The 14,561-nt window shown below is 45.3% G+C and carries 16 protein-coding genes and 1 pseudogene; 4 read left to right on the forward strand and 13 right to left on the reverse strand.

The window, feature by feature from the left end; genetic code table 11:
* The first annotated feature begins 165 nt into the window (after positions 1–165).
* Together C400_RS0124830 and C400_RS0124835 are read left to right on the forward strand one after the other, a co-directional pair.
* The gene (locus tag C400_RS0124830) at positions 166–885 is read left to right on the forward strand and encodes a 3-ketoacyl-ACP reductase (protein WP_016822765.1); all 720 of its coding nucleotides are present in this window, start codon (positions 166–168) and stop codon (positions 883–885) included.
* A gap of 185 nt (positions 886–1,070) precedes the next feature.
* Entirely contained in the window at positions 1,071–1,508 is a 438-nt protein-coding gene (locus C400_RS0124835) for an AbrB/MazE/SpoVT family DNA-binding domain-containing protein (RefSeq protein ID WP_013373561.1), read from the forward strand.
* A gap of 70 nt (positions 1,509–1,578) precedes the next feature.
* Here C400_RS0124835 and C400_RS0124840 read toward each other — a convergent pair whose 3' ends face one another.
* Positions 1,579–2,037, reverse strand: a complete 459-nt coding sequence (locus C400_RS0124840; RefSeq protein WP_017428611.1) for a hypothetical protein — start codon at positions 2,035–2,037, stop codon at positions 1,579–1,581.
* Positions 2,038–2,158: 121 nt separating this feature from the next.
* On the opposite strand from C400_RS0124840, the gene C400_RS28320 reads away from it, so the two are divergent.
* Positions 2,159–2,320 carry a hypothetical protein gene (locus tag C400_RS28320; RefSeq protein WP_017428612.1) on the forward strand — a complete coding sequence of 54 codons (162 nt, stop codon included), beginning with the start codon at positions 2,159–2,161 and terminating at the stop codon, positions 2,318–2,320.
* A 24-nt stretch (positions 2,321–2,344) separates the two neighbouring features.
* On the opposite strand, the gene C400_RS0124850 is transcribed toward C400_RS28320, so the two are convergent.
* The 11 genes and pseudogenes from C400_RS0124850 to C400_RS28790 all read right to left on the reverse strand — a co-directional run bounded on the left by C400_RS0124850 (position 2,345) and on the right by C400_RS28790 (position 13,716).
* Positions 2,345–3,454, reverse strand: coding sequence for a nitric oxide synthase oxygenase (locus C400_RS0124850; RefSeq protein ID WP_017428613.1), 1,110 nt, complete (start codon positions 3,452–3,454; stop codon positions 2,345–2,347).
* 150 nt (positions 3,455–3,604) lie between these two features.
* On the reverse strand, positions 3,605–4,081 hold the full coding sequence (locus C400_RS0124855; RefSeq protein WP_017428614.1) for a Dps family protein: 477 nt from the start codon (positions 4,079–4,081) through the stop codon (positions 3,605–3,607).
* 354 nt (positions 4,082–4,435) lie between these two features.
* Positions 4,436–6,157 carry an adenine deaminase C-terminal domain-containing protein gene (locus C400_RS0124860; protein WP_017428615.1) on the reverse strand — a complete coding sequence of 574 codons (1,722 nt, stop codon included), beginning with the start codon at positions 6,155–6,157 and terminating at the stop codon, positions 4,436–4,438.
* A gap of 28 nt (positions 6,158–6,185) precedes the next feature.
* Positions 6,186–7,244, reverse strand: coding sequence for an ABC transporter ATP-binding protein (locus C400_RS0124865; protein WP_017428616.1), 1,059 nt, complete (start codon positions 7,242–7,244; stop codon positions 6,186–6,188).
* A 16-nt stretch (positions 7,245–7,260) separates the two neighbouring features.
* Positions 7,261–8,049 carry an ABC transporter permease gene (locus C400_RS0124870; protein ID WP_017428617.1) on the reverse strand — a complete coding sequence of 263 codons (789 nt, stop codon included), beginning with the start codon at positions 8,047–8,049 and terminating at the stop codon, positions 7,261–7,263.
* Between the two features lie 6 nt (positions 8,050–8,055).
* On the reverse strand, positions 8,056–8,877 hold the full coding sequence (locus C400_RS0124875) for an ABC transporter permease (RefSeq protein WP_013373568.1): 822 nt from the start codon (positions 8,875–8,877) through the stop codon (positions 8,056–8,058).
* 27 nt (positions 8,878–8,904) lie between these two features.
* Positions 8,905–9,834: a nucleoside hydrolase gene (locus C400_RS0124880; protein ID WP_017428618.1), complete on the reverse strand. Its 930-nt coding sequence runs from the start codon at positions 9,832–9,834 to the stop codon at positions 8,905–8,907.
* Positions 9,834–10,907: an ABC transporter substrate-binding protein gene (locus tag C400_RS0124885; RefSeq protein ID WP_017428619.1), complete on the reverse strand. Its 1,074-nt coding sequence runs from the start codon at positions 10,905–10,907 to the stop codon at positions 9,834–9,836. Before C400_RS0124885 ends, C400_RS0124880 begins: the two co-directional genes overlap by 1 nt.
* Before the next feature lie 174 nt (positions 10,908–11,081).
* Positions 11,082–11,426, reverse strand: a complete 345-nt coding sequence (locus C400_RS0124890) for a hypothetical protein (protein WP_013373571.1) — start codon at positions 11,424–11,426, stop codon at positions 11,082–11,084.
* Between the two features lie 492 nt (positions 11,427–11,918).
* Positions 11,919–12,215 carry a WXG100 family type VII secretion target gene (locus tag C400_RS0124895; RefSeq protein ID WP_017428620.1) on the reverse strand — a complete coding sequence of 99 codons (297 nt, stop codon included), beginning with the start codon at positions 12,213–12,215 and terminating at the stop codon, positions 11,919–11,921.
* Between the two features lie 39 nt (positions 12,216–12,254).
* Positions 12,255–13,716 (reverse strand): annotated as a pseudogene (locus C400_RS28790) (lipase family protein).
* Between the two features lie 80 nt (positions 13,717–13,796).
* Here C400_RS28790 and C400_RS0124905 point away from each other — a divergent pair.
* Entirely contained in the window at positions 13,797–14,144 is a 348-nt protein-coding gene (locus C400_RS0124905; protein WP_017428623.1) for a hypothetical protein, read from the forward strand.
* A gap of 251 nt (positions 14,145–14,395) precedes the next feature.
* Here C400_RS0124905 and C400_RS28335 read toward each other — a convergent pair whose 3' ends face one another.
* Entirely contained in the window at positions 14,396–14,542 is a 147-nt protein-coding gene (locus C400_RS28335; protein WP_016822753.1) for a hypothetical protein, read from the reverse strand.
* Positions 14,543–14,561: the final 19 nt, after the last annotated feature.

Raw genomic sequence — 14,561 nt, forward strand, 5'->3', positions numbered from 1 at the left:
GTGATCAAGGTCGAAACCACTTCAGGGGATATTGATATTTCCAAATAGGAGGCTACTACATAATGTCTCATCAGGCGAAGTTTGGTTCAAGGGGTTTAACCTAGTATAATGTAACCATGTGCTCAGATGCACAACCACGTTATATAGTGATAAGGAGGAGACTGGATGGAACTTAAAAACAAAACAGCCATTATTACAGGAGCCAGCAAAGGAATTGGTAAGGCAATTGCCGAGACCTTGGCCAAGGAAGGCGTTAATCTGGGGTTAATCTCACGCACATTGACCGACCTACAAAAGCTGCAGGATTCACTGGGGAGTACATACGGTGTGAAAGTGGTGAGTGCTGTTGCAGATATATCGGATCGTACACAGGCCGCTGCTGCTGTAGCTTCACTGGAGCATGAGCTGGGTGCCGTCGATATTTTGATCAACAATGCAGGCATCGCCACCTTCGGCACAGTCGCAGATATGGACCCCGAAGAGTGGGAACGTATTATTCGCGTAAACCTGATGGGAACCTATTATGTTACACACGCCGCTCTTCCAAGCATGCTGGCGCAACAGAGCGGAAATATTATTAACATTTCCTCCACAGCAGGGGAACGAGGTTTTGCAACAGGCTCGGCATATTGCGCATCCAAATTTGCTTTGATGGGCTTCACGGAAGCACTGATGCAGGAAGTTCGCAAATCCAATATTCGGGTAACCGCGCTGACTCCAAGCACGGTCAATACAGAATTGGCGGTAAATGCGGGATTGAATATTGGTGACGAGGACCGCATGCTTCAGCCGCAGGATTTGGCCGATCTGACATTAGCTGCATTGAAGCTGCCGCCACGGGTTCAATTAAAAGTAGCTGGCATTTGGACAACCAACCCACAGTAATTCGACATGACATCTTAGATTCATTGGCTGCACCAAGCTCCGGCAGACGTAATTGTTCGTCATGCCGGAGCTTTTTTTAGGATAGCTATACCAAAACAAACTGTAATATAAGCGCTTTGTACTTCCAGCATACATAACATACAATTCCAGCAACCATAAGCGCATTCCAAGAAAGGGGAAAAATGATGAAGAATACAGGAATGACACGACCACTAGACCATTTGGGACGCATTGTGCTACCCAAAGAACTGCGCACTTCTATGAATATTAATATTGGAGATGCTCTCGATTTTTTTATTACACCAGAGGGACTGATGATTCGCAAGTATACGGGGGTTTCTTGTTATTTTTGTGGTGCCGTTGATCATTTAAGCTATTTCAGAGATCATCTGATATGCAAGAGTTGTATTGAGAACCTGAAGAGCGATAATCCCTCCAGTCATTTGAGTGAAGCACGTCCTGTCCAGCCGAAGAAAAGAAGGAGCTACAGAAATCAGAATGAGCTCCTGAATAAACTTAAGCAGCTCATGGAGGAATACCCTAATGTCTCTCAAAAAGAATTAGCCGAAATGCTGGAATTGTCTCAAGGTCGCGTCTCACAGCTTAAAAAGCTGCTCCTTTGAATCTATCCGTTCACCTCGTTTGTTAAAAATAATAAAAAAAAGAGCCTGTCGGCTCTGGAATCATTCATTATTACGCAATGTCAGACCGCTCCATAATCGGGACTCGATAGGCAAGCAGGGACTCGTCTATTACGGCAGAAATAAACGATGCTTCTATTTCAGGCACCAGTCTAAGCGCATAGTTCCATGCGTTTTCCTCAATTTGCAGCGCAAGCCGTTGCCGGGTCCCGATCATGTTCTCTTGCTCCATCGCATCGGAGAGACCCTCTAATTCAGTATCGGCGGCGTGCCCGATCTCATGCGCAAGCACAACCGTAAAATACTCCTCAACTCGATCCGCGCTGCCGAACATCTGTAAACATTGTGTTTCAATAACATCCGTATACATGGTAATGGCGTGAGCATGCATAGCATATTTGCCCCCAATCAGCCGTCCACCAGGAAAACGTTTCTCCAGCTTCACTGTTACGCCTATAGCAGCCCGTTCCAAAAGCTCAGCGACAATGCGCTCTGCCTGATTTCTCTCCAACTTAGCTTCGCTCCTCAAACCAAGATATATAAAGTTATATTTACGATATAACTTATGAAATTATAAATGTACTCATACAATACACAGTACGATATTATACCTTTTTACAAAGGAGAATACCATGCCAGAAGATTATTATTTAGGCTGGGGAACACTTGCCCTTATTAATGCCGGCTTGGCACAGTCCAAAAATCGGAGCAGACTTAACTGGTTTGCGCTCTCACTACTTATAGGGCCGATCGCGACCCTATTGATCGTTGTCGGGGATAAACCGGATTCCTGATCCAGCAATTAGTCTCCCGTTAGGTTAACCAGAATGAAAAGGACAACCTTGCGGCTTTTCCTGAACTCCAAAATTCGGCTTCACAAGCCGATTATCGTAAGAACTATGAAAAATATGTGTGGTTGCTGGGGATAATGGTGGGATCAACCACGTCCAATTACCTGTCAGTGCGCGGCCAGCCTTGGCTTCCCGTTCCTCAAACAACTTAAATTGGACCGCTGCGGTATGATGGTCAACAATGCTGACCCCTGCTTTTTTAAAAGAATGCAACACAGCAATGTTCAACTCCACTAGCGCCCGATCACGCCAAAGCGTTGTTTCACTCGTCGTATCCAGCCCCATCAGTTTGGCCACCTGTGGCAACATATTATAACGGAAGGTATCCGCAAAATTACGGGCACCGATTTCTGTCCCCATATACCAGCCGTTAAACGGAGCTGCTGTATAGATGATACCGCCAATCTCCAGTGTCATATCCGAAATCATAGGCACAGCATACCAGCGCAATCCAAGAGTGGCTATACAAGAGAGTTCTGGATGCTCAATAGGCACCTCCATCACCAAATGTTCAGGAATATCAAAGAGCTCGGGAGGCTGACCCCCCGCTTCCACAACCAGCGGCAATACATCAAAAGCAGTCATCGCTCCTTGCCACCCCATATCCCTACAAGCATTGGTGAAATCCACCGAGATTGGATCCCCGATGACCCCTTGAGCCGTTTCATATCCAGCGTAACGAATGAGTTGATGGTTCCAAATACGAATATTCGGCTGTCCCGGCTGGGAGGCGCGAAATACAGTAAGCGTTGGCTTAATTTTACCGCCGTTCGTTCCTATACGGATATGCTCCAGTAGCTCGTGAACTACTTGCGTCGCATCTGACGCTCCACGTGCATCCCTGACCAATAGCTTGTCCCAAAACAATCGACCGATACAACGATTGCTATTCCGCCAAGCCATAAGTGCCCCGTGTTCCAGCTCTTCGTAAGTATGATCGTATGTTCCAGTAGTCTCTATGTCGTGACGAATATGAAGAAGCCGGGCTTCCGCATCATCGCGGCTTCGACCCAGCTCCTCATAACATGTATATATAAACTGCTCCGCTTCATGCAAAAGCTGTTGTTTCACTTCCATAACCTACACCCCATCCCGGCAGCTCACTTCCTTATGAGCCTGTGGTCTTCCATGCTTCTTTGTCATTATACTCCAGTAGCAGGCCGGAACCAACGGGATGTATATCTTGTTCACCTGATCTCCATATCCGTGGAAAACACTCCCAGAAACTTATCCCAGATATGCGCTAAGCATCCAGATATGTTTATCCATTTCTTCTCTCAAGCCATTCAGAAGATCCTCTGTCGCTTTGTCCTGTGCCGCTTCTGCTGCTTCCATACCATTAGCCAGTTCAACAGTAATCGTTTTAAAATCGGCTACAACGGACTTCACCATATCTTCAGCTGTCTGCTCGCCTGCGGACTCCTGAATAGCTGACAGTTGCAAATGCTCCTTCAAGGTCGCAGCAGGACGGCCGCCAATAGCCAACAAACGTTCAGCAATCGTATCTAGATTAGCTGTTGCTTCATTGTAAAGCTCCTCGAATTTAGCATGCAGTGTGAAGAATTTAGGTCCTTTTACATACCAGTGGAAATAATGCAGTTTTGTGTACAATACAGACCAGGTAGCCACGTGACGGTTTAAAGCCTTGTGCAGTTCTTGAATAGCCTCTTGTGTAGGTGCGTTCGTATGATTTAATGTACTCATGTGTAAAATCCCCTCTCGTTATGATTCATAGTATAGTTGAGTGATGCTTGATACTCGCTAGCAGTAGTATCTGATTTTCTTCTAAATCCCATGCTTAAAGCTAAAAAATATTTAGCGATTAATTTAGACTTAATCTAAATCCTGTTTTAATTATAACACTATGTTAGTGTTTTTCAAGCACTTTATTAGAGTTTAATCATGAAGATTATGTGAAGTTGCCAATTGATTAATATTCATCAAGTACTCCCAACGCATCATAAATAGGTTACAACAATTAGCCTCTACAAGATGTTAATTTTGTCTGCTACATAATAAAAAGAGCCGACCCACAATGGATCAGCTCTACTTTTATTCTTATATTTCAGAAGGTTCCACGATTAAGGATACAACTTTGCCTGCATTTACATCAATCAAGCCGTGATCGGTAATTTTCAAAGCCGGGCTAACTGGCAAAGAATGAGTACTGAGCGACATGATTGGATTGTAATGGCGATAGCCCAGCGACAGTAAGGCTGAACGCAGTTCCTTCACATGGGCAGCAACCATTTCTAGTGGTCCTTCTGTTAAAATTCCGCCCACCGTTAACGGTAAATGGGACAGCACCTTGCCATTTTCAACTACGCAAAAGCCCCCTTGGCTGGATAAAACCGTATTCGCGGCCAATATCATATCTTGCTTGTTATGCCCCACGACCAACAAGTTATGGTTATCGTGCGAATAGGTGGTTGCCACTGCCCCGCGTTTAATCGTATCTCCCCCGATCAAACCGTAAGCACGGTTGCCGTTCTTGCCATACCGCTCAAACGTAGCAATGAGTCCATGTTCACCATGTTCCCATACCAGTTCACCCTGCTCTACTTGTGCAGGTGCGATCCGTTCGCTTGTAAAAGTAGATCCATCCTTGACCATCATAATACGGCATGGATGTGCGCCATCAGCTACATCCAACTTTACAGTAAAGTCCTGCTCCGTAAGCGGATTGAGCTTCACACTTTGATAAAAGTGGGCGGGAAAGCAACTTTTTACCGGTGCCTGATGGTATTCCTCGAATTTATCGAATACCTTGAGTCCGTCCTTATAGACTTGCTCTACATCAAATTGCTCCAGATCCGATAGCAGCACGAAGTCGGCTATTTTCCCTGGCGCAATGGTCCCGCGGTCATGCATACGCATCCGGGCAGCAGGAGTATACGTCGCTGCATAAATCGCATCCTCAGGCTTCATTCCCATCCCGATCGCTTTACTTACGATGTGGTTCAGATGCCCTCGCTCTACGAAAGAGTCCGGCATCACATCATCCGTTACGAAGCAAAAATGTTGTGCCACGTCTTCCTGAATGAGATAGTCCATCACCTCAGGGGTCATGGATTTTTCCTGGATCTCAATAAACATCCCGGCGGCCATTCTGGCCTTCATACCCTCAATGCTTTGATGGGTATGGTCTGAGCCTATTCCTGCATAGATCAACTGATGCAGATCCAGATCAAGCAACTGCGGCGTATGGCCTTCAATGATCAGCTCTGGGTAGTGCTCACGAACGTGGCGTAAGATGCGGTTCGTCTTGCTTTCCGGATCACGAATGACATCCACATAATTCATAATTTCACCCAGACAGATCATCTCACCCGTTTGCAACAAAGCATCAATTTCGGGGATGTCAATTTCACCCCCTGAGGTTTCCAAAGGCGTCGCTGGAACAGAGCTAGGAATCCCGTAAAACATATCAGCCACGCAATCTTTGCTGGCCTCCATCATTTCCTGAATGCCTTCCAGTCCGAAAACATTCGCCATTTCGTGCGGTTCTGGTACAATCGTCGTGACCCCATTGCGAATGAGTCCATAGGAAAAGGTTGCTGGTGTCACCATTGTGCTTTCGATATGCAGATGGATGTCGATTAGGCCGGGAATCATATATTTCCCGTGCCCCTCCACAATTTCAGCAGCCTCAAAAGACTCCAGACCGCGCTGACCGATATACATAAACTTGCCGTCAAGTATAGCCACATTGCCTTCCTCGAACGTCTTGTAGTAACTGTTATACACCTTAACTTGTAAAATCATTTTGTCTGCACGCATGATGTATCTCCTTCATCGAACCCGCTGATTATTGGACCAGCACCATTTTGTCTGCCGGAAAATGCAGGGTAACCCGTTGACCACTCAAGTAAGGCGTATCCATTTCCTGATTAGCCGTAAAGTTTCCTTTCGCTGTCTCTACCACATACTGATAGCTGCGTCCTAGGTACGTACTTACCTTAATGACACCGGGAAGCTCATTTTCTCCTGTCTCGTTGCCTTCAGTTCGAATGACCAAATCATCCGGGCGAATAGCGCCTTGGCGAGCACCCGGTTGGACTGTACCCTGATTACGCACTACGCTAAACGAAAGGTCGCCTGTATTCAGTCGAATACGTTCCCCTTCTTCAGTGCGCTCGTCAAAGCTTAGAAAATTATTAAACCCAATAAAGCGGGCGACAAATTCGGTCGTCGGATATTTAAAAATGGTCGATGGAGCATCTAATTGCTCGATGTTCCCCTTATTCATAATCGCAACCTGGTCAGAAATCGAAAAACATTCCTCCTGATCGTGCGATACATATACGGTAGTGATGCCCAGTTCCTGTTGAATACGGCGGATTTCTACGCGCATATTCACACGCAGGTTAGCATCTAAGTTACTCAGAGGTTCATCAAACAACAGCAGATCGGGTTCAATTACAAGCGCTCGTGCAATCGCCACACGTTGACGCTGCCCGCCTGATAATTCGCCGGGGAAACGTTTTTCAAATCCCCCCAGGCTCACCGTATCCAGCATAGTCATAACGCGTCGTTTTACATCATCTTCTTTTACTTTACGCAAGCGTAAACCAAAGGCTACATTATCAAAAACTGACAAATGCGGGAAAAGCGCATAACTTTGAAATACAAAACCGAAGTTCCGTTTATTCACTGGAACCCGGGTATAATCCTTATCACCAAACAAAAATGTTCCTTGTTTAGCTTCGAGAAATCCTGCAATAAGACGAAGTGTAGTCGTTTTGCCACAACCACTCGGTCCGAGCAACGAGAGCAATTGCCCCCGTTCGAGCTGCAAATCGAAATCCTGCAAGATCAGTTGGTTGTCATAAGCGACCGAGACGCGATCCAGAGTAAGCAGTGCCATAAGGTTGAAGCCTCCATTACCTTTTAGTGAAGTAAGACAATCCCATCAGTCGTTCAATCAAGAACATCAGGATACCCGTTAAAATCATCAGCATAACCGAGATCGCTGCAATCGTCGGGTCAAAGTAATTTTCGACGTAAGTCAGCATTTGAATAGGCAGAGTGCTGAAGCCCGGTCCTGTCATAAAGACGGAAATGTCGACATTGTTGAATGATTCCAGAAAGGCAATCAGGATAGCCGCAATAATACCTGAGCGGATGTTGGGTAGAACCACCTTGAAAAAGGTTTCCAGCCGTCCAGCTCCCAAACTAAGCGCTGCTTCCTCAATCGCAAAATCAAAGTTAGACAAACTGGATGCAATGACTCTAATAATGAACGGCAGCATAATCACCGTATGCCCGATCAAAAGTCCAGCGTATACCGGTAAATAGTACACAATGATCAAATAACGCAGCAGTGTAAAACCAAGCACAATACCTGGTATAAGCAGCGGGGAAAGGAACAAGGCATTCAGCGCATCCTTCCCGCGAAAGGAAAACCGACTAAGTGCATAAGCGGCTGGCATACCGATTAACAACGCCAAGATATTGCCCAGCAGAGAGACGACAATCGACGTTTTGAACGTGGACATAAACAAATCCACTTCAAAAATATTTTCATACCAGCGCAAGGAAAAGCCCTGCGGAGGAAATTTTAATACCGTGCCCGGCTCGAAAGAAGTGACCGATATGATCAACAGCGGACCGAGCAGAAAGATGAAGACCAGCAGGCTAAAGAAGCCTAGTCCGTAATGTTTCTCCCGCATATCCACCTACCCCTTCGGATTGAGTTTATGGGCCGCCTTATTTAAGAGACCGACCACGATAAATGTAATAGCAATCATAATTGTCGCGATAACAGAAGCTAAAAACCAGTCGTTAAGCGTCATCGCATTTTGATACAAAAATGTAGCGATAACCCGCTGTTTTCCTCCCAGCAGTGCTGGGGTCGTATAAGCTGTCAGGCTGCCCACGAAAACAAGAATGCTTCCAATGATCAGACCCGGAACAGACAGCGGGAATACAATTTTACGAAATGCGCTGAATCTGGAAGCTCCAAGACTCTGCGCAGCATGGACAAGGTCACCGTCGATATTTTCAAGCACACCAATCAGTGAAATGATCATCAGCGGCAAAAACAAATGAACCAGACCAATAATCATCGCTGCCGGAGTGTACAAAATATTCAGCGGCTCATCGACGAGTCCTAAACTCATTAGCACATTGTTTAATAAGCCCTTGCGGCCCAAAATAACCATCCAGCTGAATGAACGCACCACCGGACTCGTCAACAAGGGAAAGATAGCCAGCGCCAACAAAATCCCTTTACGACGCGGGGCCTTTTGTGAAATATAATAAGCCGTCGGAAAACCGAGCAATACGCATACGAGAGTCGTTACGACACTGACCTCCAGCGTAGTCAGCAATATTTTCAGAAAATAAGGGTCCTTGAAGAAATGGAGATAGCCTTCTAGGGTGAATGAGCTGTTCTGTACGAAGGTCGAACCGATCGTCAACACAATCGGAATGACCATGAACACCGCCAGAAAAAGCAGACCTGGCAGCAGCAGCCAATACAAGTATGTTTTCTTCATGGGTAGCTCCTTGCGGTTATCAAAATGTTATTCCTTGTTCAGCACCTGGATAAACAGCTCCAGAAAAGCTTTGCTGTCTACCTGTTCGCACACATTCATATTGGGACTATGATTGAGGCGGTTCTGTACATCGCCTACCGTCTGTCCGTCACATATGCGACTGGAGGTTTCCACGTCGACATATAACAGCGAGGTATCAACTATCCTCGAATTCAATGCCACACCTACGGCAAGCGGGTCATGAAGCGCACACGCTTTTACGCCGTTGCGTTCTTCATAACGCTTGGTATACACGGCCGTGCTTTCAGCTACATAATTACGAATCTCTGGACGGGTCAGACGAGCAATATGATCGGCAGTCAGCAGCGCCTTCCGTGTTACATCCAGCCCCACTTGTATCAATCGACCAAATCCTGCGTGAAATACGATCCGTGCGGCTTCCGGATCAGCGTACATGTTATACTCCGCTACAGGTGTGATATTGCCGCATCCGTGAATAACGCCGCCCATAAAAATGACCTCATGGACGTGATCCGTCAGATCGGGACACTTCAGCAGCGCCAACGCCAGATTGGTGAGCGGTCCGGTGCAAACCAGCGTTACTTCCCCCGAGTGAGCCATCACCGTATCAATGATGATATCCGGTGCGAAACCTTCGGATGCAGAGATGGCTGGGACTATTCCACTCAATGCGCCTCCGATGCCGTCTTCTCCATGAACACGGTGCTCGTGCAGGCCTTTGCGTATTAATGGAGCCTCTGCCCCCCGATAGACCGGAATATCCGGTCTATCCAGCAGGTTGAGGATTTTGCATGTATTCAGTGTTGCTTGCTTAAGTGAAACATTACCGCATACTGTAGTAATCGCTTGGATATCCAGCTGACCACTTTTGGCCGCAAGTAAAATACCCAACGCATCATCAATGCCTGTATCTACATCTAATATGATCTTTTTCATTATTGTGCAACTTCCCGGTTCCAGCGATCTGTCCATGCCTTGATATGATCGTTAACGAATTTCATATCCAGCTTGGTCAGCTTATTCACTACATCTGCACCGTACGTAATTCCCTCTGTATCCGCACCAGACAGTACCACCTGTGTATTCACCGGAGAATCGACCTTTGCTTTGGCGGATTTTTCTTGAACTTCCTTGCTCAGCTGCCAGTTGATGAACTCCTCAGCCAGTTCCTTCTGATCAGACCCTTTTACTACATTAACTGTGTTCATTACTGCGTAGGCACCCTCGTTAGGAGCCACGAATTTCGCCCCTGGCACAGCTGCCTGCAAATCTTTGAAGTACATTTCCATAATCGGACCGCCCGCAATTTCCTGCTGGCTAAACATGTTTACGAACTCAGACGTTTTACTATAAAACTTAACAATATTCGGACTCAGCTCTTTCAGTTTCCCAAAGGCTTGGTCTTCATTAAATTCCTTGCTACCCGCTACCTTGGAGGCCGCATCCACCATCATCGGCCCAGCCGTTGCCGTAATATTCGGCAGAGTCACGTTTCCTTTGAATTCAGTGCCCCACAGATCAGCCCAGGAGGTCACATCTTTTTTCACCAGCTCCGGATTATAGGCAATACCGAGGCGTCCAACTGTATAAGCAGGTCCATATTCCTCACCCAGCGGTGCTTTGGCAATATCATAAATTTGGTTCAAGTTTGGCACTTTACTGCGATCCAACTTCTCGAACAGCCCTTGCTGAATCCCCTGTTGGGCATAATAATCAGACAGATAAATCAGATCGACATCCGTGCTGCCTTGACTGATTTTGTTCAATCGCTCCGCATTATTTCCGATTTCTACAACAATATCAACGTTATGCTCCTTTTCAAAAGGCGCGTACACTTCTTTATTAAAAAAGTCCTCGGAGAAGCCCCATGTGGAAATAACTAGTTTCTTTTTCCCATCAGCTGAGCCATCTTTTCCATCTGCCTGACCACCAGTAGCATTGCTGCCGCAACCTGCCAGTACCACAGATGCCAAGGTCACAGCCATAAATCCTTTAAACCACTTTTTCATATGAAACTCCCCCTGTTTTTTATTCTGCACACCTTATGACACAAAAAAGAAAAGTACTCTTGTAAAACAAGAATACTTTTCTTCGTAAACAAAGAATAAGTTGATCCCGCTGCGCGTTATAACAGGTTCTCCCCTCAGATAGATCCGAAGCGAAAAGCCGAATATCCAATTTTATTAGGATTCTTTCAGTATGATGTTCGTAATGGCCCACTGCGTTGCTGAATCATAATCGCGCAGTAAAGCTTCTATATCGAGCTCCATATCCTCAATCAGCTTCTCGCGAAGTCTCTTCTTGTACAGCATGGACATTCGGAAATCCACTTCCAGCTTCAAGCCGGGGGCTTCCACTTCCAATGCCGCCGAGCGTGGAGAACGCCGGTGCTTCGCTACAAAGGTAACAATGTTGTTCTCAACGGTGGCCCGCAACAGCGTGGTCCCGAAGCCGAACAGTTCCTTTGAAACTTCATTGTAAATCTGGCACATCCGCTTCTTGCTTTCGTTACTGTCGAGCAGCGTCATGAACCCACCCTCATCAGCATATTACGTACAATCAATCTTTCAACACGATAGATTATACATAAATATGCGATAAATAGCAAACTAAAATCCCTGATTCAATAGTATACATCGCGAAAAAGCGAACAATATGTCGAACTTTGTAGCTTTAGAACATTTTTTACACTTACCGACTTCAAAAATCTCGGTTTAGATCCATCCTACCAAAGGGCTGATAACAACGAAAGGAAATAAGTAGCTATTTCCATTGATCAGATGAAACTTACATTAACTGTAGCCCGTACAACAATGCTCCAAAATAACAGCAACTTCAAGCTACAGACTCCAAAGATGCTATTTTCGCATTTCGGGAGATATTTTTTCTTCTACTATATATGTATTTTTTATGTACACACCATTAAACCGTACCCCGCAGAAGTCCCCTAGCGATAGTACGGTTCTTTTAAGTTATGTAGCTGGCACAACAACATAAAGTTAGCTATGATATACGCCTAATCACCATTGTGCTGCTCGTTTGCGCTTTTCTTCCCGCCGATCAGCTTCTTCCATTTTGCGAATATAACGTTTCAACTGCTCTTTATGCTCATCCAACTCGTGTATCCGTAATGTGGTTCCTTGGAGGAACGCCTCCATTTTGCGTGTTAATTCAGCAGCTGATTCACCCCGCCAGTCTTGCAGACGACTATATATAGTTTTCATCTGTTGCTCCTGATGCTGAAGTCTTTGCTTTAGCTGCTCGCACTGCTGTACAGCCCTCCGCAGATCCCCCAGGCTCAAAGATATTCTGCTCATCTCTTTCGCCTCCCGTTGTGTTCTTCCAGCTGCTCTTTCTTATTGATCCACCATCGTAAATTCCTGACCCTTGCGATCGATGTACTCTGCTATCTCTGTAATCGATTCCTGATACCAGCGATTAATTCGATCCAGTGTCGCCGTAGCACTATGCGCAAGCGGGGTCAAAGACTGACTTTCACTTGTTCCGATATGAGCCTGAAATAACTGAATGGACGCACGGGTATCACTAGAAAATCCATGCAAGCTAGAGCGCATCTGATTAGCCGCATGCTTTAGCTCTTCAGGTGTTAATTGAATTGTACCCCCATTTTTGTTGCCTACAAAATAAGCTCCACCATTAGCGCGGCCATTTTGTTGGCCTGCTCCCATCAAATTCACACCTAGGGCATTAGCAGCAAACTGACCGAAGGCACCCAGTTGTCCACCGTAGCGTTCGACCAAATCGCCCATAACTTGCTTGAGCTCTGCCTGCGCAGCCAGCATTTGCTCGTACGCTTGGACCCGCGGATTTCCTTCTACCAATTGTCCATCCATGGTGTACAGCGGATTGCTAATATTGCCATTTTCATCAAATGTGAAATGATCCATGCTATGCGTTGCTTCACCCAATACCGAATTATAGAACTTGGTAATTGCATCTTGCTGCATCATGGGCAACGTAATTGGGACATAAACAATGGGAGTCCATTTGGGTCCCAAAAAAAAAGTTGGCCCATTTATTTTCTCTTTCGACTGGTAATGAAACAGGAACAGTGATTTTGGCTGCATTAGCTGTCTTATAATCATTGTCTATAAAGTAGGTTGCACCCACATGTGGCTGTGCATCATTAACTCCCGAACCAATAGTATCTTTCGGGTTGACATAAGCGACATTCGTCTTTCGAAAATCGCCATTTTCTACCTTCTTTTGAAGATCATCCGGTAATAGATGTACAATGCTTGGTGGATTATAACTGACGGATGTCAGTCCATTCCGCACCGCCACATATTCTGCCTCCGCTCCTCCTAAAGAATGGCCTGTGGTCGTTATCTCAGCAGAAGGATACTCTTTTTTTACAACATCATATAGATTTTGAGCTTGTGTAAATTGATTATTCTGATACTTTTCCTCATATTGAAGAAATGCAGTTTGCACTTGTGGTGGGAGTTTAGCCACCTCTTCCTTATTATTTTCATAATAATGATGGACTTCTTCCAACGTTTTTGCGCGTCCTCCGACGACATCGCTGATGTCCGTCCCCCAGTCCATCGCCACGCTCCACTTGGGCCGATCTGGAGGTTCTGTCCCCCTATAACCGATGATCACCTGATTGGTTTTTTCGTTATGGAATACCGTCGCATCGAATCCAGAACCGTTTGTGTCATGCAGCATAGCACCTTCAGGTTCAACAATCTTCCAGTCAGGAAGAATTCTGCTCTTAGCATCTTTAGCAGTCAAATCCCGGTCATACACTCTATCTGCAATGGTCCAATATGTTTTGTCGTTAATGTAGGTCAAGTTATTCCCACCTTGTCTATTGTGTAAATATATTATAGAGTTATGAAAAAAGGTGATTACCAGAAAAGGAGAATTGTAACTTGAACAGAAAAATCCAACTGATTCTGGCACTTATTTTAATTATTATGTATTTAGGAGGTTGTTCCAGCTTGTCCGACAAAGAGAAAAAAGAATTAGTAGACGTCGCCACTCCGATCGGCGTGGAATTTATTAAAGAACACTATAATGCTGATTTCATACTAAAAGATTATGTTGTGGACGATCCGGCTATCCACTCAAGAATATATCTGTATGGGTACATTAAAGGTCACGAAGACAGCAAAATTACTATTTATTACAGTTATAAAACCAAAGAAGTACTCGACGTCTCTGGGCCAGATTGGTTTATCGACAGCGAAGTTCCCAAATACAAGACCCCTTCTTCCTGAGAAGGGCTATTATAAATGTTAACGTCTAATTTTTCCCAAATTAAGAAGTAGTATAATTATAGTGCATCCTATTTACGAGTGATATAGTCGAGAGGAAAAATAAGTATAAAGTCATTGAATTCAGTATTTCTGGTCATAGTACATAGCTTGGGCGGAATAGGTCTTTGTAACTGTATGTTAGGTGAAAGTTGCACAGATGAACATAGAAATAAGGCTCCTAAGGAGCCTTGTTTACTCGTTGCCTGACACATTTACCGTTTTTCACTTTGAGCGAGAGGCTGATTTATATAAATAAAAGGATATTCGCCTTTGCTTATTTTACGTTTCCATTCTTGAACCATATCTTCCTGGGTCGGCGTTTTCTCATTCACGATTGCTCCTGTAGTTACTTTAGCCATGCTTTTCCCCCTCCCTTGG

This window comes from Paenibacillus sp. ICGEB2008 (assembly GCF_000307675.1).
In the GTDB taxonomy this organism is placed as follows: Bacteria; Bacillota; Bacilli; order Paenibacillales; family Paenibacillaceae; genus Paenibacillus; species Paenibacillus polymyxa.

Bases quoted from the DNA above. Each gene is read 5' to 3' on its own strand.
- C400_RS0124830 (WP_016822765.1), top strand. From the start codon at position 166: ATGGAACTTAAAAACAAAACAGCCATTATTACAGGAGCCAGCAAAGGA.
- C400_RS0124835 (WP_013373561.1), top strand. From the start codon at position 1,071: ATGAAGAATACAGGAATGACACGACCACTAGACCATTTGGGACGCATT.
- C400_RS28320 (WP_017428612.1), top strand. From the start codon at position 2,159: ATGCCAGAAGATTATTATTTAGGCTGGGGAACACTTGCCCTTATTAAT.
- C400_RS0124850 (WP_017428613.1), bottom strand. From the start codon at position 3,454: ATGGAAGTGAAACAACAGCTTTTGCATGAAGCGGAGCAGTTTATATAT.
- C400_RS0124855 (WP_017428614.1), bottom strand. From the start codon at position 4,081: ATGAGTACATTAAATCATACGAACGCACCTACACAAGAGGCTATTCAA.
- C400_RS0124860 (WP_017428615.1), bottom strand. From the start codon at position 6,157: ATGCGTGCAGACAAAATGATTTTACAAGTTAAGGTGTATAACAGTTAC.
- C400_RS0124865 (WP_017428616.1), bottom strand. From the start codon at position 7,244: ATGGCACTGCTTACTCTGGATCGCGTCTCGGTCGCTTATGACAACCAA.
- C400_RS0124870 (WP_017428617.1), bottom strand. From the start codon at position 8,049: ATGCGGGAGAAACATTACGGACTAGGCTTCTTTAGCCTGCTGGTCTTC.
- C400_RS0124875 (WP_013373568.1), bottom strand. From the start codon at position 8,877: ATGAAGAAAACATACTTGTATTGGCTGCTGCTGCCAGGTCTGCTTTTT.
- C400_RS0124880 (WP_017428618.1), bottom strand. From the start codon at position 9,834: ATGAAAAAGATCATATTAGATGTAGATACAGGCATTGATGATGCGTTG.
- C400_RS0124885 (WP_017428619.1), bottom strand. From the start codon at position 10,907: ATGAAAAAGTGGTTTAAAGGATTTATGGCTGTGACCTTGGCATCTGTG.
- C400_RS0124890 (WP_013373571.1), bottom strand. From the start codon at position 11,426: ATGACGCTGCTCGACAGTAACGAAAGCAAGAAGCGGATGTGCCAGATT.
- C400_RS0124895 (WP_017428620.1), bottom strand. From the start codon at position 12,215: ATGAGCAGAATATCTTTGAGCCTGGGGGATCTGCGGAGGGCTGTACAG.
- C400_RS28335 (WP_016822753.1), bottom strand. From the start codon at position 14,542: ATGGCTAAAGTAACTACAGGAGCAATCGTGAATGAGAAAACGCCGACC.